Below are 18,142 nucleotides of genomic sequence, written 5' to 3'. Positions count from 1 at the left end.
TTTTCCTTTTTTCCTTTTTCCTTTTTTCCTTTTTCCTTTTTTCCTTTTTCCTTTTTGTCAGTGAAGTTTCACTGAAACCCTTTAATACCTTGTAAGGGTTTTAGCCGAACATGAAGAGAATTGTATTACTGCGCCTTGGACACCGTCCTGAGAGGGACAAAAGGATCACTACACATGTTGGCTTAACTGCCAGAATGCTCGGAGCTGAAGGCATGCTTCTTGCTTCTGACGACCCAGGGATTATGCAGAGCCTTGAAGATGTGGTCAGGCGCTGGGGTGGTAACTTTTACATTAAAAATAACGTCAACTTTAAGCAAGAAATCAGAAAATGGAAAGAAGAAGGCGGAAAAGTCTGCCATCTTTCCATGTACGGGGTTAATCTGCCAGATGTTACTCAAGAACTCAAAATATGTGACAAGCTCATGATTGTTGTAGGCGCAGAAAAAGTTCCGCCGGAAATTTACCAGCTTGCTGACTGGAACGTAGCTGTGGGAAGCCAGCCACATTCCGAAGTTGCAGCAGTTGCAATCACAATGGACAGAATCGCCGAAGGTGAGCCACTTAAAAAAGAGTTTCCAGGCGCTGAACTGACAATTGTCCCGGCTGAAAGAGGCAAACACGTAATCGAAAATACCAGAGAATAAAGCTAGGCTGCATAAACAGGCTATAATGGCAGATTATATTTTTTCGTCCCTTATATTTTTTTGAAAATAGGTTTATTCTTCAGGCTCCCAGGTTTTTAATTAGACGTAGCTTATATATTATTACGAATTTTTAGAAAAGTGTTAAATAGAAGTTCAACCTAAAGTAAATGTCTACAGGCAGACCATTCCTCCTGCTAACAGCAGAATCCGGATTTCCGTTTTCGTTCCCGCCAGAAGGGGCTGACAGGTATGATTTATACAACGGTTCCGGAAAATTAAGGCATGGTCCGGTTATAGGGGTGCATGCAGACAAACTTTTCTGGTCAGACACTTTATTTGTCGGGCATCCCTTCCGGTTTTCTTTACTCCTCTTCTTTACTCTTTTTCTGAAAAATGGATAAATTCAAATAATAATAGAAAGTAAGATTAATGACTCATATGGACTTAGCAGCGCAGGAAATGAATTTATTAGCGGGATCTGCGTTTCTTTTTGTGATTCTGGCTCTGTTTTTGCACTATTATAAGATCAGGCTGCTCTCTCATTCTCTCAAGCTCTGCAACTGGATTTGCGGGATGGCTATCAGTTCGGACAGTCCCTGGGTCAAAATGCTCGTGCTTCATCTTGTGTTTTTCATCCGGCTTCTTATGTACCTTGCAATTATTTCACTCGAACAGGTGGATAAACTTACGACCCGAAATCTGTTAAGGCATTATATCTCAGGCAGCAGACTTGTCCTTCTGGAGTATATATCTGCTTTCATGTATTCCTCTAAAGAAGTTGAAAAACATATTTGCAGTCTTAGCTCTCAGCCATTAGACAGGAAAGAACAAACTACGAAAAAATAAATCTCTGAATCTGATAACAGTTTCTCAGATCCGGTGTTTTATTCTCTTCTCAAATTATTGTAAATGTCGACTAAAAAATTCCTGGTATATCTGAAAAACTCTAGAGACTCACTATAATTTTTTTCTTTTTCTTTAAAGCGCTCATGTTGTACATTTTATATAGCAGAAGATTATATTTTGTCCTGGTAACTTATCGACTGCAGACCTCTCACATAAGGGATTTTAATGAGTAAGTTCCTTGATTTTTGACAGCAGGAAGTAAGCGGCAATGAACATAACATTAATCGGTATGGCAGGAGCGGGAAAGAGTACTATAGGCAAGGCACTTGCAAAACGTCTGAATTATACATTTATTGATGTTGATAGCCTGATAACACAGAAAATAGGAATGCCCCTTCAGGCTCTCATTGATAAACAGGGGGACTCTGCGCTTATCAGATTTGAAGAAGAAGCAATTCTGGGGCTTGAGCAGGTTGACAACTGTATCATATCTCCCGGAGGGAGTGTAATTTACTCCGAAAAATCCATGAAGCACCTTAGAGAGATCTCAAAAATAGTCTTTCTGGATGCACCCTTCAGGAGCATAGTAAAAAGAATACCTAATGCGAGAAAAAGGGGTATAGTCGGGCTCAGGGACAGAAGCCTCAAAGAGCTCTTTGAGGAAAGGCTCGTTCTATATAACAGATATGCTGACTTCTCTATAAAAATAAGGGGAGGGGAAAATGTTCAGCGACTTGTAGACAGAGTGGTAAGTCTCTGTTTTAAAACAGAGTCCTGATTTAAGCATAACATTCTCTGGATGACATACCAATCAGGCTTTTTTCTTCCATAACCGCTTCTTCTATCCGTTTCCATTTTCCTTTCCTTTTGATCAAAGACATTTGATGGCTGGATATCACATCGATTGTCTCTGATATCTTACGCATTTCCGCCAGATTCCAGATGATTGAATCTCACCAAGAAACACCTTTTCGATGCAGCAGTAAGCCATAGCCCGAAGGCTTTAAGTTAAGGCTGGCAGCTAAGAGTTTATTTGGGGCATGGAAAGAGAGGCTTAGTGAGCCTGTAAAAGTAGCGAAAAAAGCAACTAAAAGAATGATGTAAGAAGAAACCCAGAGGCGCTGTCCTATTGTATCCCCCAATACAGTCTTTGAACACTATGCTCCCCCAAGCAAGTTATTCGAAGAAGGATCAGCAACCCCCAGGAGATTCTTTATCTGGTGATACTCCATCCCTACTTTCCAATTCAACTTCCCAACTCCGGCATATACTAATAACATAAATTATATAAAATAAATTATATCAAAAATTGTTTTCAAGCAAAGAATAATTTAACATAGCTTATTTTAATAACATTAAAATATTTGCTATTATATATTTTTTTAATTATATTGAAATTTCAAATCAGAAACAACATTTTGCGTCAAATATGATATATAGAACCCTGTTATTATATATGTCTAGATTAAGGGCAATAGGGTTTCCTCTTAATCCAATGGGTTGGATCGCAGGTAGGGTTGAGAATAGGGACTCAACCACTACCATCTGCTTCTTGGCTGATTTTAATGATAATACTACTTTTGCGATTACTTAAACTCTTGTTTTGTAACTCAGATATCTTGAAACTATATCAGGTCATCCAGAGTACGCTTCTAATGACCATTGCTGGACTTTAGGTGATTAATGATTTCATACCTGATACGATATATGGAATTTTCTCATCGGTGACTGAAATTATCTTACTCACAGAAAAATAGAATTAACCTTTAAAGGTTAGATTAGCTCCACGCTTCATGGCTTGCTGAATAAGCTCCCTCTTTGTAAGAGGAAAGTGCAAATTTTTTAGCATATTCCGAAATTCAATGTTACTGGCTTGCATTTAGTTTTCTCTCCATATTGCGAAGCCCCGGAACAATCTACCCGGATACAGTGCAGAGAAGTTATTTGCAGGCGCATTGCAGGGAGTTCAGGACTGAGGATAGGATTTGTATTGGACTGGATGGTGGACGGCTCGTGGGGTTGCAAATGATTTGCAAAAATAGTATTTAGAAAGTGAGCAAATACCTCATAACGAATCATTTTTCTAAATTGTTAAACCAGATCGTAAAGTTAGTCCCGTGATCCGTTTTAAGTTCGATGCAGCCGTCTATCTGTTCAATAAGAACATATATGAGTTGAAGTCCAAGAGATTCAGCAGCTTGGAGATCTATCTCATCAGGAAAGCCTATTCCGTTATCTGCCACTGTAAGTACATGTTGGAAATTACCCTTCTCTCTGCATTCGTCCTCGTATATGGTAAAGTTTTCCGTTCTCTTCAGGGCTACAAGTATTTCTCCTTTCCTTCGGTCTGGAAAAGCGTGCTTCAGGGCATTTGAGACCAATTCATTGACAATAATTCCAAGAGGGATTGCCGTATCCATATTAAAATGAGATTGTTCAAGATCAAGAATGAGGGTTATATTATCACTGCCCACAAGGTATGAATCCAGCAGGTCTGCAGTCAATTTCCTGAGGTAGGCAGCAAAATCGATAGTATCTATATCTTTACCTTTGTATAATTCTTCATGGATCAAAGCCATTGAGGTTACGCGGTTCTGGCTGTTTTTGAAGGATTCAAGAACCTTTGTATCGCTATATTTTTCAGCTTCAAGACTTAAAAGAGATGATATTATCTGCAAATTATTTTTGATCCTGTGGTGAATTTCTTTTATATGGGTTCCCTGCATCTTTTCCAGAGCTTCTTCGGTTTCTATTCTCTCAGTTATATCAACAAACGCGCCGACACTACCACGCACATGCCCCTCTGAATCATGTAGTGGACTAGCTGACCCAAGAACAACTTTACGTTGTCCACTCGGTAACAGATAATCAATTTCTACATCACGCACATCAATATCCTTTAAAGCGGCTTGTTGCACGGGTAATTCTTCTGCAAGCAACTCGCGACCTTTATGAAAGAAGCGCCGCGTATGTGTGATACTTGCCGAGATATTCTCTCCAATTTCAGCTTCAGAGTATTCATTTGCCTTTTTATTACCTGTAATGTTTTGACCTTGTGAATCGTGTCCCATAAAGATGGCAACAGGCACAACATCCATCATCAATTCCAGTTCTTCAACTCGCTGGCGAATTTGCTCCTCCAGATGCTTATGTTCGGTAATATCCTGAATAATTCCTTTTATTCGAATAGGAACATTTTGTTCACTAAAAATGACTTTGAATTGCATATGGACTATATGTTCTTCTCCAGAAACTGAAATTATCCTATAGTCGATGTCAAAAGGCTTTCCATTTAATGCCTCTTTAACTGCCTTATCAACGTAATCCCGATCTTCTGGATGGACAAAGTTCAAAAATTCCTTCTAAGTTGCAGTGCATTCTTGAGGATTTAACCCAAAAATACGATAAGTTTCATCAGATCCATGTATCTTATCAGTTACAACATCCCAATCCCAATTGCCCAGGTGAGCCATTTTTTGAGCTTCAGCTAGACCTTTCTCGCTTTCTTTCAAAGAGTTATAAGCCTTTTCAAGCTCTGCTGTACGCTGTCTAATCTTTTCTTCTAAAGTATCACGTGCTTTTTTAAGAGCTCCTTCCATCTTTTTTCGCTCGGTAATGTCAACTTCCATCTTGAGGATCATGGGTGAACCGTCAGTATCAGTAAACGGGACATTATAAACATCGAATATACTTCCGTCCGGCATGGTAAATTCCCAACCGTGTGGTTTACCGGTTTCAAGTACCTTATATGCCTTGCAAAACTCACAGGGCTTGGTGTTCGCAAAACAGTATTCATAGCATTGCCGACCATTTGGCTCGCCGAATTTTTCACGGAAGCTGCGGTTAGCAAAGGCAACATGCTAGTCAGATGTCAGTAGCAATATCATTGCCGGGAGTGAATCCAGCATGTCAAAAAACCTTTGCCGCTCAACCTCAATAGCTTCAGCAACTTTACGACGTGCTTCGCTCTCACAGATTATATTTTCTGCCTGTTTCAGGTCTGTAATATTCTTTCGCGTGAGATTCTCTGTTTTTTCCCATTTTCCTTTCTTTTTGATAAGAGACATTTGATGATTGGAAATCACATCAATAGTCTCTGTTACGCTACATATATCCTGACAATAAGTACAAAGAATTAGCATCTGGCATCCGTTGGTGAGGGAATCCAGTTTTTCCTCATAATCAACGAAATCATCCCAGCTTTCTTTTTCCAACCAGTTAGTGTCCTCTGCCACCCTCAGTCCATCGTAGCCACTGGTTAGAGCCTGATTGAGCTTTTCAATCCAGCAGTTTAAGGTTCTTTTCGAATCGAAAGTACCTTCTTTTAAGAACCAATTAGCATAAGAAATAAACTCGATTTGCCTTTTTTCCATGTAGTAATCAAAACCGGGAATGTCCTTTCTCAAGGCTTTTTTTGTCTCTTCCAAACTAAGAGATTCTGGTATGATCCATATACAAAACTCGTTATTGTCTAGTCCGGCTTTGAAATAAGGAACAAGGACATCTATCAGATCTTCTTTTGTCCTGTAGAAAAGGCAGAAATGTGTTCCGCAGGGAATATCTCCGACAATATCATTGCCAGAGGCTCGAATATTATCCATATTTTTCTCCAATATTCTGGCATAAAGTCAAAAATTTCTTATTGTTTAACATCCTTATTTTATTTAAAATCACATGTTTTGTTTTGTCTACATATAAATGAATTTTTGGAAAAATAAATTTTATTTTATGGAGTTTATGTAATTACGAGTTCATAAAGACAATATAATAAATCTACGTTTATACAACTTATGTATAAGTTTTACATTATTTTCTGTATACCAAAAATCATTAAAACAAGTAATAATTGAACAAAAAGATAGAATTCTCTTTTTCAGCGGTATGCCTGCGCCAGCTCGACAGCCCGGACAATCCTGCCCAGACCAGGTTTTTAGCAGTTATTTGCAGGCGCATTGCTTGGTGACCAGGCTCTTTATGTGGTGTTTGTATTGGGACGGGTCTGGATAGGCTCAAAGAGCCTGTAAAGGATTGCAAATTAGTAGGCTCAATCACTTTCCTGCAAACTTTTCTAAACTTTATCACTTCTACTTGAACTTCTTAATACTGTAACTTTAGTTCCATTTTGTAGCACTTCTCCTTCTGCCCACATATGTTTTCAGTTTGTTCTACTACTACAAAACCAGTTTTTTCATATAATCTTATGGCAGGAACATTATTTACGTTTACATACAAAAGAATTGAGGATATTTTGTTTAGTTTCATCTCTTTAATACTTTCAATTAATAGCCTCTCAGCAAAATCTTTGCCTCTAAAGTTTCTGTCGATTACAATCAAATGAATTACGGCTTGTTTCTTAAAACCTTTAAAGGAAACTGTTGGTTTAAGATAGTATATGCAATAGCCGATGACTTTATTCTGGCTCTTGATTACATAGAATGTTTCTCTAGAATATTTTGAATATTTTATTATATCTTTTTCATTTTTGCTCTGAAACTCTTCAGACTGGATTCTAAGGATTTCAGGAATTGCTTGATCATCTACAAGCGTAGTTTTTTCTTTATCTAACTGCTTCCATCCCTTTAAAAGTAGAGTTCCAAGACTATCTCTTAATATTCTCTTTATACTCAGCAGATATACAGTTAGTCTAGTAACTTGGTTTCCTCCGAACTCCATATAAGCCACCCCTAAGCAATTTACATGGAAGTATTATAAGAAGTAGCGAAAAAAGCAGTAAAAAGAGTAATGTAAGAAGAGACCCAAAGGCGCTGTTTTACTGTATCCCCCAATACAGTCTCTTCGGATTTTATGCTCCCCCAAGCATATCGATTCGAAGAAAGGATCAGCGCCCTCCGGGTGATTCATTTGGTGCGGATGATACCCCACACCCCACTTCCCAATTCGACTTCCCAACTCCAGTACATAGTAATAGCATAAATTATATTAAATAAATTGTATCAAAAATCATTTCTAAACAAAAACTAATTTAGCATAAAAAGATTTAATGCTTTTAATCACTTTTCTTATATATTATATACTCAGAACTGAAACCATTGCTGCTGAAAAGGATATTTTCGGTCCTGATAAACATTGCAAGGAAAAAAATGGCTTCGAGTACAAACTCGAAGTATCGGATAACGGAAAAGGCATCCCTAAAGAGATAGATTTTGAAAACTCAGATTTCCTCGGGTTTCAGCTTGTAAACCTTCTTGTTGAGCAGATAGACGGCGAAATTGAACCTAAAAGAGATAAAGGTACTCAATTTGTCATAGGATTCAGCGTAGAATAAAAGGAGAATTAGTAAAAAGGCACAATTTCTCTACTGTTCTGGGTTATATGATATAACCTCTTCTTATTCATAGAAGATTGATCTGGATCTCTCCTTTTCTTCCAGCAGGAAAAGGATATTTGAAAGAGTTTGAGACCAGCTCGTTTACAACGATTCCAAGAGGTATTGCTATATCCATGCCAAGGTCAACCTGTTCAAGGTCAAGTTTGAAACTAATATCCTTATTTTGAAGATTATGTGAACTGAAAACATCAGTAGTCAGCTTTCTCAAATAAGCTGCAAAATCAAGGGTATCGATTTTTATCCACTTTTATCAGTTGACCCGTCATCGATGACAATTATTTCAAAATCCTGAGTTGTTTGATTTAGAACAGAACTTAACGCTCTTTTAACATGTGGCTTTTTATTATAAAGAGGAATAACGACCAAAATTATAACTCTGCCCCCTTTGCAAAAATATCAGTATATTAAATATCAGTATATTAACATCATTTGAGTAGTAAAATATTGAGTAAAAACATTACCCTTAATAATTAAGTTGCTCTGCCATGCTGGCAGAAGTGATTATTCGGATCTGCATCTTTGAGACCATACTCTTTCCAGACATCACATGAATCACAAATGCATTGTCTGTCAAAGTTAAGGTCCTTGCATTGGGACTTACCTTTTGCACAGTACACCCCGGGGATATACTCCGGATATGGGATATCCCCTGCGGGCATATATTCCATTGCTTCCCTTGAACTTTTAATTTTATCCTGTGCACACGGACTGTCGGCCTGGACCGGACACTCCGGACATTTACATCTACTGATGTTTTCCCCTACATAAGGAACTGTAAAATCCGTACATTTTTCAGAAGTTATGTTTTTATTTCCATGTGTTACAGAACCCTTTTCTTTGGTTGATGAATCTCTCCCCATAGTGTGATCCCCTAAATTGATACTTCAATACAATCCCCTTTTATAATTTGTATATAATAATAAAAGTCTTTGCATAATTTTACTCCTGGCAGTCAAAGAACCCTTAAGAGAATTTAACTAAAAGATTTTTTCAATTTATCTCAAAAGCGGAGGCCTTCCTTCTCATTAATATTCGAGGGATATTTGCAGGCATTTTTACAGGTACTTAATGTCTAAAAATTGTTTTAAGAGCGAATCCATAAAACTTCTTTATCTCTCGGTTTAGTAGACAAGTTTCTGACCTGGAAAAATTCTTGTTTCGCACGATACACAAAATTAAACATTTTCGTATTATCTTTGAAACCACTAGAGTCTTTAAGTCCGGTATTAGCATCTACCCCAAAGGGTTTCACAATCTTTATAGCATCCGCAACATTTTCAGGAGTCAAACCTCCTGCTAAGATAACTGGGCGCGAAACTTTTCTAACAATATCTCTACTAATATTCCAATCATGTGTGAGACCTGTTCCACCTACTTTATTGTTTGCTAAATCTAGAGTATCTAGAATGAATGCATCTACCACAGATTCGAAGGGTTTCATAGCGTGAATCATCTCTAACCCGTCAACATGAAAGTTTTTGATTATTTTTATATGAGGGTGGGTTTCACGCAGTGATCTGATACTTTCAACAGTACAATCCGAGTGCAGTTGAATAGCAGTAAAACCTATCTGGGATGCAAGATAAGAAATTTTTTCAGGGTCATCCAGATGTGTAACTAGCACCGGCGAAATATATGGCGGACATTCTTTTACGATCTTTTGGGCTAAATCTATGTTAATAAAGTCGTCTGATGGATATTTTTGTCCCATCAGTAAACCAATAGCATCAGCACCGCAATATGCAGCCATAAAAACATCTTCAACCCTTTTAATACCACAAATTTTGATTCTCATGATGTCTCCCTAATAGTCTTTGATAGTAGTCTAACTTTGTTATGAAATAATGCAATGCTTCGTAGAATCTTAGACAGTTCCAACGTTGAATAACTGGGATCTTTGCAGTCAATCCTACGTCCAAACATCGTTTTTGAAGCCAATTGTTAACTTCACTAACTGCATGTGTTAATAGTTATTTTTCTCGTTGTAGCAAAAAAGCTTAACTATTAAAACCAGTTTAGGCATATAAAGAAGGTTTCCAGAGATAATTGTAGATATCAGGTCTTCAATCTGGACAAAATTTCCTGTTTAAGTTTTCATGTACTAACCTGCAGATAAAGCAGGTTCAAAAGGAGATATTTCATGACATCAAGCCGTTTCATTATCACGGTTATTGGTAGCGACAGAGTAGGAATTGTTGCCAGGATAACCACGGTTATGGCAAGTTACAATGTAAACATTGTCGATATCAGCCAGACTATCATGCAGGGCATCTTTACAATGATCATGCTTGCAGAAGCTCCGAAGGAAAACTTTGACCTTGCAGCTTTCCAGCAGGCTATGGACGCCGAAGGCAAGAGCCTTGGAGTCGAGGTCAAGGTACAGCACGAAGATGCTTTCCGTTTCATGCACAGGATCTGATCAGTAAGAAAGTCGGAGGATTTTTCATGCTTATAAACCCTAACGAAATCATGGAAACAATCCGGATGGTCAGAATGGAACACCTGGATATCAGGACCGTTACCATGGGGATCAGCCTGAGGGACTGCAGCCACCCTGATATCGAGGTCTTTAACGAGAATATCTACGAAAAAATAACTTCTCGTGCAAAGGACCTTGTCCGGACAACGAATGAAATCCAGAACCTGTATGGAATTCCAATCATCAACAGGCGGATTTCCGTAACCCCCATAGCCATAGCAGCAGAAAGCTGCAGGACTAAGGACTTTGTTTCCGTTGCAAAAACAATGGACGAAGCTGCAAAAGAAGCAGGTGTTGATTTTATAGGTGGATTCAGCGCCCTTGTCCATAAAGGAGAAACCGGGGGCGACCTTAAGTTAATAAATTCCATTCCTGAAGCCCTTGCGTCAACTGAGAAGGTCTGTTCTTCAGTAAATGTTGCAACCACAAAAGCAGGCATTAACATGGATGCAGTAAGCCTTATGGGAAAAGTAATTAAAAATACTGCTGAATTGACCGCCGACAGGGATGGGATAGGCTGTGCCAAACTCGTTGTTTTTGCAAATGCCCCTGAAGATAATCCTTTCATGGCAGGAGCTTTTCACGGGATAGGTGAGCCCGAGTGTGTTATTAATGTAGGCGTAAGCGGCCCTGGCGTGGTTAATGCAGCTGTTTGCGAACTTGAAAATCCGAACCTTACCGAGATTTCTGAGACAATCAAAAGGACAGCCTTCAAAATTACACGCATGGGAGAGATGGTAGGAAGAGAAGTCTCTAGAAGGCTTGGTGTGGAATTCGGGATTCTTGACCTCTCGCTTGCTCCAACTCCGGCAATCGGGGATAGTGTTGCCGCTATTCTGGAAGCTATGGGGCTTGAACGCTGCGGAACCCACGGCACAACGGCAGCCCTTGCCCTTCTGAATGATGCCGTAAAAAAAGGAGGGGCAATGGCTTCTTCTTCCGTAGGGGGGTTGAGCGGAGCGTTTATCCCTGTCAGTGAAGACGCAGGCATGATCGAAGCAGTTAAAGCCGGAGCCCTTACGCTTGAAAAACTCGAAGCAATGACCAGCGTCTGTTCCGTAGGGCTTGATATGATAGCAGTCCCGGGCGATACCCCTGCTACTACTCTTTCCGCAATCATTGCGGACGAAATGGCAATTGGAGTGATCAACAAAAAGACAACAGCCGTCCGTATCATTCCGGCTCCGGGAAAAGTCGTAGGGGATTCCGTAGAGTTCGGCGGGCTGCTAGGAAGTGCGCCTATCATGCCGGTAAGCAGTTTCAGTTCCGAGACTTTCGTGAATAGGGGTGGAAGAATTCCGGCTCCTATCCAGTCGCTTACAAACTGAGGATTCCGGAACTTTTCCGGAATTATTTTTCCGGATTTTTTTGTACCATTTTTCACTATCTTTGTTTTTTCTTCTTTTTTACTTCGAATCTGCCCACAGCGCTCTCATCATTTCCCTGATTTCTTCTATTTTTTTGATGCTGGCTTCATTGTTTATTATATCAAATTCGTTAAAAGATTCAAGAGCAATCTTTGCCGCAATTGAGGCATCATTCAGGTATTTACTTCCTGCACTGCTCATAATTGTCTGAAGGGCGGATGCAGCCTGAAAAACGGCATTTTCCATCTCTTCTTCCTCAGCGCTTTTTCCTATTTCCTCAATAGAAGCTGCGATGTTTCCAGCTGCACCTTGGAGGTTTTCTTCCATCGCGGCTGCAGCCATCTCTTCTAACATAAGTTCGGCTCCTATTGCAGCTTCTTCAAGAGTTTTCTGAGCAGCCAGTTTCCCGGTTTCTCCAAGGCAGGTGACACACATAGCAGCATTTTCCGAAATATCAGGGATTTTCATCCTGGCAACCGATTTTCCAATTTCACCAAGCCCGATTGTAACTGCAATTGTTTCTCTTTCTCTGTTAAGTAGAGTTGCCGTATTTCCGCTTTTCCCGAGCATTGAGGCTGCAAGTTTGGCTACCGTCTCAAGTTGTTGTTCGGCAGCGACTTTTCCGATACTCCCGAAGGAAAGCAGAATCCTGACAGTTATGCTTTCCATGTTCTGCTTCATCGAGCACTGAAGAATCTGTTCCAGAGACCGGATAGCATTGATTGCTGCATTCTCCATGCCTTGAAGGGCAGCAGCCTTTCCTATTTCTTTTATGGAGGATATCGTCCTTTCAGCTTCCAGTTCTTTTCTTTCGCTAAGATACCTTTTACCTATCTCTGTCAGGGAGGCAAGAGCTTGGTTGACCCCTTCGTCAAATTCCTCATCTATAGAAGCTAGCCCTTTGCGCACTGCTTGATCGTTTTCTCTTGAAAGCATAGCTTGAAGCTCCTTTTCATCAGTTACGCTTTTTATCCAAAGCCAGGTTCGGCTTTTTGTGGTTATTTCAAGATTCCACTTCTCTCGAATTTGTTTTTTGATCTTTCGATTTGTTTTTAATCAATAGCTCCGCCAGAGTAATGGTATATATAATAAAGTGTCAAAAAAACGAGAATTGCAAGTAGAGCTTTAAAGTCTATTTTTTTTAATAAATCTTTAATTTCATCAATCCCCCAACTATCTATTCCTTCCCCGGATTCGCTTTATATTATGATTTCCCAGGTTCAAATATTTTCAGGTAATAAGATGAATTTTCAAGTATGTTAATGCAACCCTTAGCACTTATTCTGGAACAGTAAAAAAACCAGGTAAAAAAAATGTTTTAGGTAAAAAATGTTTTATATAGTCCAGAAGTTAGCCGTCCACTCTGATCTTCTAGACATTTTTGAGTAAAATCGAAAAAATGGTTTCCCTATAATTGTGCCACCCAAATTTTGCTTCAGCACCCTAGTTTCGTTTCGGGATCGCAGGAAATGGAGATTTTCTGGAAGTTGCACTGAAAGTGCAATATCGCGAGGTCTGTTTCGCGCCGCTCTTATGAGCTCTAGCGATGGTCTTCGCTCAAAAGGGCTAATTTATAGATATTTCTGATCTGTGCAACGTTATTTACCATATCAGGTTATTATTCCGAATTTCAGGCAGAACTATCTAATTTTAAAGAACTATTTATTTTAGTATTGAGTTAAAATAATTTTTATGTCCGGATACGGCACCCACGCAAAATGCTGTCATATCCTTTATGGAAACCCTGGGTTCGAATGGATAAAGCAAACGTTTTATCTCGCTCTTGTTCTTCTTTTTCAGGCTATAGCTCCACCGGAAAAATGATAGATATAGTAAAGAGTACAGAATACAAGTACTGCAAGAATTGCTTTGAAGTCCATTGTTCTACTCCTTTTTAGCTATTTTTTCAGGCTATGGCACCGGATGAAAAGTGATAGATAAAGTAAAGAGTACAGAGTACAAGTACTGTAAGAATTGCTTTGAAATCCATAATTGTTATCCTCCTTTTAAAACTATCAAGAAAAATCCGTTTTGTGGGTAAAATTAGTAGTGAGGCGCAGGTATATAAAAATGCCGCTTTTTAACGCTTTTAGAACCCTTTCTGGTTTTTCGATCGAGTGTTTTTTGTTTTTTACCTGCCTGTTTATCTGCCTTTCTACCTGCTGACTTATTTGCTCATTTACCTTAACTTTTGAGATTTCACGACCTAAAAGAACCAATGGAAAATTATTTTTGGTAGAAACAGGAAGACACTTTTCATTTTTTTTTGAAAATAATTTTATATATTTCCCGGTAAACTTATAATTGGGGGATCAAAATCGGAGGATTTTTCGAATATTCTTTTTCCTGCCTGTTTACCTGTTTAAAGCAATACTGTCACGAAGAAATATACAGTAAAAAGAATACAGTTGAGTCTGGATCTATATGGCTGTCAATGGATTTTTCCAGATTATTTCAAGGGGTTGTATAAATGGGGAACGTGATTCATTTTTTCTCTATACTTGTCTGTATATCGTTCGTCTTTGCAGCAGGCTGCACCGAAGGCGGGCAGGTGGAGCCGATTACAGAGAGTGAAACGCCTGAAGTTACAGAGACGTCTGAAGTTACAGAGACACCTGAAGTTACAGAGACACCTGAAATTACGGAACCACACGGTACGGAAGGCGAAGAAATTATTATTGAGGTTCTTGAGTCACCGGAAAGAGTCCGGGGAGGAGAGACCTTTAATATTCGGTGGAAGGTTTCGGGCGGGTCTCCGGGATATATCAGTGATACCCGTATTTTGAGCAGTTCTACTCACGCAGGTCCGAGTATTGATGCATATCCTGCAAGGAGCTTTTCACAGAGCGGAACAAGTCCCCAGGAGTTTGAAGGCAGTATAATAGCACCTGCTGCAGGAAACCTCTATTTCAGGGTCTATGCTGTGGTGGACGGAATTGAAGTAATTTCAGAGGAAAAGGTGATCGGAATCCGCACTTCATATCAATATTGAAGGCGTACTATCATGCTCCTGGATAGACAGTTCGCAAGACGACAGCTTCCAATAATTTATATTCGGAAGCGAGGATATTAAAGCATCAGGCAGAAGGCGATCTATCTGAACGCAGGAAAAGAAAAAGTAACTCAGCAGTCCGGGTGCTCTCCGGTAGAAAACAGATCCTTCAGGTGTGAGCTTGTAAGCTTTGGAGAGGTTTCTCGCCTCTCAAAACTTCTTGCCCGGAAAATCAAAGCTTCAGGCTACCAGCCCGATCTGATAATTGCTATAGGAAGGGGAGGCTATGTTCCAGGTCGGCTGGTTTCGGATTTCCTGCTTTTTAACGAGCTTACCTCAATGAAAGTCGAACACTATGGATGGGGAGCTGGCATGAAGGCTGAAGCCGGGATTAAATTCCCTATTTCCACGGATATTAGTGGGAAGAAAGTGCTTATTGTGGACGACATTACCGATACCGGAGAAACTCTACGACTCTCGGTTGATTATGTGCAGAGCCTTAAACCTGCAGAGATCAGAACCGCAGTTCTCCAGCACAAGACCTGCTCTTCTTTCGTTCCTGATTTTTATGGACAAAAAATCATCAGGTGGCGCTGGATCATTTATCCCTGGGCTCGTTATGAAGATCTTGCAGGTTTTACTGAAAAGATTCTTGGAAATGAAACCTTTGATGTCTCCCGGATAAGATCCGAATTTAAGGACAGGTATAGTCTCGAGGTCGGGGAAAAAGAGCTTCTTGAAATTCTGCAGGATCTGGCTGAGAGGAAAGAAATTGAGAGAGTTGAAATAGACAAGCTGGTTGAGTGGCGGAAAAGGAAAAAAGATAATTCTTAAAAATTCTCACATTACGGTTTCCGTGATAAGTTCAATGTTCCCGTGAGGAAAAACCCTTGAAACCCGGACTTTCCAGCCGCCGTTTTCAATTTTTTCAACGTCCCTTCTTCCGGTTTCCTTGTTGCTTTCAGCCTGGATCAAATTAAAGCACTGCGTGGTTTTGCCTCTTGTCTTGGAAGAACAGAAGGTGCCTGCATTTACAACTAGCATGTTGTTCAGGTTCCAGACATGAGGAATATGGCAGTGTCCGCACAGCACAAGGTTTACTTTACAGCGGTTCAGGAGATCAAGAACGTCTCCTGCATCGACAAGGACTGTGTTTTCTCTGCCTGCAAGAGGAATCGGAACAAGGTGGTGGTGCAGGGCAAATACCTTGAAAGTTTCTCCGGAAAAGGCTTCTTTAATCCAGCCGTAATTTTCCCTTCCGAGATGCCCTTCATCAAGGTCAGGCTGTGATGAGTCGGCCCCCACAATAGTCAGGTTCCCGATATTTTTAGTTGAGAACCGGTTTTCGAAAAGATCCTCAAAGTGCAGGTAACCGGCATTTTTAGAGTCGTGGTTTCCAGGGACAAGAACCTTGTCTTTACACGTAATCCTGTCAATAAACCTCTTAACTCCATTATATTCGGCTGAAAACCCGTTTTCTGTCAGGTCGCCGGTAATTACCACTATATCCGGGTTCAACTGATTAATACTTTGCAGCATGGATTCTGCAATTTCCGGGACAAAATATGTTTCTGAATAATGAATATCTGAAAGGTGTACAATTCGTATAATTTTTGACTCCCTCTTTCTCTGAAATTTTATAGTTTTATGTTTAAATCATTAGATTTCAGTTCCAGTACATATAGTTATCTAGCAAAAATACATATTTTTGGAAATCTAATTATAATTCATTAAAAAAGCTAAAGTTAAATTTCAATTCCTTTTGAGCAGTATAAGTATTTATTTAACTTTCATTCGTGTAGAATATTCCTCCAAAATGCATAGAATAAGATTTTCAAGCATATTCAGCCTTATTTTTTATTCAGTCCCGGGCGCGTCATATCCGGGCTTGCAGAAGAGATTTTTTTTCAAAAAAGACATTTTTGGACTTTGAATAAATCAAATTTGATACCTTCTTTCAGACTATAGAGTTTATAAAAAAAAGAGTTTGTGAGAGAAATGTCTACAAAAGATTCACATTCATCTTACCTTCCAGAGTACCCTTTCCGGCATATCAAAGCCTTGTTTCAAGAGTGCCGAAAACCGAGATTTATTCGTCAAGTTCGCCTTAAAGGTAGAACATTGTTCTCACATGGCGAGAGTTGTCTCCACATAGAGAGAGTTTTTCATAACACATGATTCGATAGCAAGAGGATGAATTAGATAAATAAAGAAACATCAAACTGTTTTCCGAAAAGTAATAAAATGGATCTCAACTCTGGACGTTTCCATATTTGACTGTATTTTTGGCGTGTTTATTTCCCTTACACCATGTTTTTCAGAGGCTCTAAGAGCCTCAGTCATTAGGATACAGACAAACATAGTGTTTAGTTATCTCACCCTTTTTGTTTTCCTCGTACTGGAGGGTATAGAGCCATCCTTTCCAGACTATTTCATCTTCAAAAATGAGATTTGGCTTCCAGTCCTTTGGTACTATCCCGGTTGCTACAAAGGAATCAATATTATGAAGTATTTTTGTTACTCCACCCTCTTTCATCGTCTTAGTTGGTGCACTTCTACACGCTGGATCGATTTCACTAATATCTGTTTCACCCATTGTCAGTCCCACTCCTTTATTTTAGGGTTATCTACAGCCCTATAAAAGCTTTACATTCTATCCATATATAAGCATCTTAGAGCCATCAAACAAGTTTAGAGCGTATTGTTAGATCAGGAGTTAAGAAACCAGACAAGAGGAGAGAAAGAAGAAGGAAGCTGTGAGCTTATGTGTTTTTATTTACTGCCAGATTCAGAGGATATTTTAGCGGCTGCGGAAAAGGATAAACAAAAGAGTATGAATGGGAACAAAAGTTCCCTAATTTTGTTTTTGAAAAGTAGAAAAATGGAACTCCACGCAGGATGTTTCTGGATGTGCCTCAACTTGATTTTACTGAGCCTATTTAAGGAGCTCCTTCGTTATTCAGGCCTCTACAACTACCTCCCCTTCCATCCACGGGTGTATCGTACAGATATACTGGTAAGTTCCTTCCTCTTCAAAAGTATAGGTAAATCTCTCTCCCTTTTGAAGGTACTCGGATTCAATACCCGATCCCACTACATCATGGAGAACGGTATCATTATTGGTCCACCTGACGGTCTGTCCGACTTTAACAGTAACATTCTGAGGTATATATTTGTAGTCCCGTATCTCGACATCAAAAATCTCAGATTCTGCTCCAGTAGCAGCCTCTTCGGTTCCTGCAACTTCTCCGTTATCTACTTCCTCAGCAGGTGTGGAAGGTGCAGGCTCATCCGAATTCCCATTCTCAGCACAACCAGCAGCAAAAAACACACCAAGAACTATCAGAAAAATTATTATTTCTCTTCTCACGCTATTTTTCCTCCTCTAAACCTCAGTTTTTACGCCTATATTCCATTTTTACACTTTGTTTATCTTTTTATTTGACTTTTATCTCTCTTAGTACT

At 39.5% G+C, this 18,142-nt stretch carries 22 protein-coding genes; 9 read left to right on the top strand and 13 right to left on the bottom strand.

Going from position 1 to position 18,142, the window contains the following annotated elements; all coding sequences use genetic code 11:
• The first annotated feature begins 110 nt into the window (after positions 1–110).
• The 4 genes from MSHOH_RS11095 (at position 111) to MSHOH_RS11080 (ending at position 2,268) form a co-directional block, all read left to right on the top strand.
• Complete coding sequence (locus MSHOH_RS11095) at positions 111–644, top strand: tRNA (cytidine(56)-2'-O)-methyltransferase (RefSeq protein WP_048139652.1); 534 nt, start codon at positions 111–113, stop codon at positions 642–644.
• Between the two features lie 167 nt (positions 645–811).
• Positions 812–1,045 carry a hypothetical protein gene (locus MSHOH_RS24335; protein ID WP_048139650.1) on the top strand — a complete coding sequence of 78 codons (234 nt, stop codon included), beginning with the start codon at positions 812–814 and terminating at the stop codon, positions 1,043–1,045.
• Between the two features lie 28 nt (positions 1,046–1,073).
• Positions 1,074–1,490: a hypothetical protein gene (locus MSHOH_RS11085; RefSeq protein ID WP_239450933.1), complete on the top strand. Its 417-nt coding sequence runs from the start codon at positions 1,074–1,076 to the stop codon at positions 1,488–1,490.
• 268 nt (positions 1,491–1,758) lie between these two features.
• The gene (locus MSHOH_RS11080; protein ID WP_048139648.1) at positions 1,759–2,268 is read left to right on the top strand and encodes a shikimate kinase; all 510 of its coding nucleotides are present in this window, start codon (positions 1,759–1,761) and stop codon (positions 2,266–2,268) included.
• Positions 2,269–2,647: 379 nt separating this feature from the next.
• On the opposite strand, the gene MSHOH_RS25650 is transcribed toward MSHOH_RS11080, so the two are convergent.
• The 5 genes from MSHOH_RS25650 to MSHOH_RS11065 all read right to left on the bottom strand — a co-directional run bounded on the left by MSHOH_RS25650 (position 2,648) and on the right by MSHOH_RS11065 (position 7,163).
• On the bottom strand, positions 2,648–2,770 hold the full coding sequence (locus MSHOH_RS25650) for a hypothetical protein (protein ID WP_275425524.1): 123 nt from the start codon (positions 2,768–2,770) through the stop codon (positions 2,648–2,650).
• A 795-nt stretch (positions 2,771–3,565) separates the two neighbouring features.
• Positions 3,566–4,843 carry a sensor histidine kinase gene (locus MSHOH_RS11075; RefSeq protein WP_052730825.1) on the bottom strand — a complete coding sequence of 426 codons (1,278 nt, stop codon included), beginning with the start codon at positions 4,841–4,843 and terminating at the stop codon, positions 3,566–3,568.
• 9 nt (positions 4,844–4,852) lie between these two features.
• Positions 4,853–5,194 carry a hypothetical protein gene (locus MSHOH_RS25195; RefSeq protein WP_052730824.1) on the bottom strand — a complete coding sequence of 114 codons (342 nt, stop codon included), beginning with the start codon at positions 5,192–5,194 and terminating at the stop codon, positions 4,853–4,855.
• Between the two features lie 156 nt (positions 5,195–5,350).
• On the bottom strand, positions 5,351–6,091 hold the full coding sequence (locus MSHOH_RS11070) for an MEDS domain-containing protein (RefSeq protein ID WP_052730823.1): 741 nt from the start codon (positions 6,089–6,091) through the stop codon (positions 5,351–5,353).
• 496 nt (positions 6,092–6,587) lie between these two features.
• Positions 6,588–7,163: a GNAT family N-acetyltransferase gene (locus MSHOH_RS11065; RefSeq protein ID WP_239450932.1), complete on the bottom strand. Its 576-nt coding sequence runs from the start codon at positions 7,161–7,163 to the stop codon at positions 6,588–6,590.
• 328 nt (positions 7,164–7,491) lie between these two features.
• On the opposite strand from MSHOH_RS11065, the gene MSHOH_RS11060 reads away from it, so the two are divergent.
• Entirely contained in the window at positions 7,492–7,776 is a 285-nt protein-coding gene (locus MSHOH_RS11060; protein ID WP_048139647.1) for an ATP-binding protein, read from the top strand.
• Between the two features lie 67 nt (positions 7,777–7,843).
• Here the strand turns inward: MSHOH_RS11060 and MSHOH_RS11055 are convergent, their stop codons facing one another.
• From MSHOH_RS11055 to MSHOH_RS11045, 4 genes are all read right to left on the bottom strand, one after another.
• Complete coding sequence (locus tag MSHOH_RS11055; protein WP_048139646.1) at positions 7,844–8,047, bottom strand: sensor histidine kinase; 204 nt, start codon at positions 8,045–8,047, stop codon at positions 7,844–7,846.
• A 29-nt stretch (positions 8,048–8,076) separates the two neighbouring features.
• Positions 8,077–8,205, bottom strand: a complete 129-nt coding sequence (locus MSHOH_RS22815; RefSeq protein ID WP_239450931.1) for a glycosyltransferase family A protein — start codon at positions 8,203–8,205, stop codon at positions 8,077–8,079.
• Positions 8,206–8,309: 104 nt separating this feature from the next.
• Positions 8,310–8,699, bottom strand: coding sequence for a DUF2769 domain-containing protein (locus tag MSHOH_RS11050; RefSeq protein WP_048139645.1), 390 nt, complete (start codon positions 8,697–8,699; stop codon positions 8,310–8,312).
• 224 nt (positions 8,700–8,923) lie between these two features.
• Complete coding sequence (locus MSHOH_RS11045) at positions 8,924–9,634, bottom strand: phosphoribosylanthranilate isomerase (protein WP_048139643.1); 711 nt, start codon at positions 9,632–9,634, stop codon at positions 8,924–8,926.
• A 345-nt stretch (positions 9,635–9,979) separates the two neighbouring features.
• Here MSHOH_RS11045 and MSHOH_RS11040 point away from each other — a divergent pair, with 345 nt between their 5' ends.
• Positions 9,980–10,258, top strand: coding sequence for an ACT domain-containing protein (locus MSHOH_RS11040; protein WP_011032036.1), 279 nt, complete (start codon positions 9,980–9,982; stop codon positions 10,256–10,258).
• A 26-nt stretch (positions 10,259–10,284) separates the two neighbouring features.
• On the top strand, positions 10,285–11,646 hold the full coding sequence (locus tag MSHOH_RS11035; RefSeq protein WP_048139640.1) for a PFL family protein: 1,362 nt from the start codon (positions 10,285–10,287) through the stop codon (positions 11,644–11,646).
• Positions 11,647–11,724: 78 nt separating this feature from the next.
• On the opposite strand, the gene MSHOH_RS11030 is transcribed toward MSHOH_RS11035, so the two are convergent.
• On the bottom strand, positions 11,725–12,621 hold the full coding sequence (locus MSHOH_RS11030; protein WP_048139637.1) for a hypothetical protein: 897 nt from the start codon (positions 12,619–12,621) through the stop codon (positions 11,725–11,727).
• Between the two features lie 1,534 nt (positions 12,622–14,155).
• On the opposite strand from MSHOH_RS11030, the gene MSHOH_RS11025 reads away from it, so the two are divergent.
• Both MSHOH_RS11025 and MSHOH_RS22810 read left to right on the top strand, forming a co-directional pair.
• Complete coding sequence (locus tag MSHOH_RS11025; protein ID WP_048139635.1) at positions 14,156–14,677, top strand: hypothetical protein; 522 nt, start codon at positions 14,156–14,158, stop codon at positions 14,675–14,677.
• Between the two features lie 84 nt (positions 14,678–14,761).
• On the top strand, positions 14,762–15,511 hold the full coding sequence (locus tag MSHOH_RS22810; RefSeq protein WP_338037941.1) for a phosphoribosyltransferase: 750 nt from the start codon (positions 14,762–14,764) through the stop codon (positions 15,509–15,511).
• A 6-nt stretch (positions 15,512–15,517) separates the two neighbouring features.
• On the opposite strand, the gene MSHOH_RS11015 is transcribed toward MSHOH_RS22810, so the two are convergent.
• The 3 genes from MSHOH_RS11015 to MSHOH_RS11005 all read right to left on the bottom strand — a co-directional run bounded on the left by MSHOH_RS11015 (position 15,518) and on the right by MSHOH_RS11005 (position 18,047).
• The gene (locus tag MSHOH_RS11015; RefSeq protein ID WP_239451376.1) at positions 15,518–16,261 is read right to left on the bottom strand and encodes a metallophosphoesterase family protein; all 744 of its coding nucleotides are present in this window, start codon (positions 16,259–16,261) and stop codon (positions 15,518–15,520) included.
• A gap of 751 nt (positions 16,262–17,012) precedes the next feature.
• Complete coding sequence (locus tag MSHOH_RS11010; RefSeq protein ID WP_048139631.1) at positions 17,013–17,273, bottom strand: hypothetical protein; 261 nt, start codon at positions 17,271–17,273, stop codon at positions 17,013–17,015.
• Positions 17,274–17,636: 363 nt separating this feature from the next.
• The gene (locus MSHOH_RS11005) at positions 17,637–18,047 is read right to left on the bottom strand and encodes a cupredoxin domain-containing protein (RefSeq protein WP_048139629.1); all 411 of its coding nucleotides are present in this window, start codon (positions 18,045–18,047) and stop codon (positions 17,637–17,639) included.
• Positions 18,048–18,142: the final 95 nt, after the last annotated feature.

It is taken from the genome of Methanosarcina horonobensis HB-1 = JCM 15518, from assembly GCF_000970285.1.
GTDB lineage: Archaea > Halobacteriota > Methanosarcinia > Methanosarcinales > Methanosarcinaceae > Methanosarcina > Methanosarcina horonobensis.
Note: the sequence above shows the minus strand (reverse complement) of the source record. Positions and strands in the feature narration are given on the sequence as shown.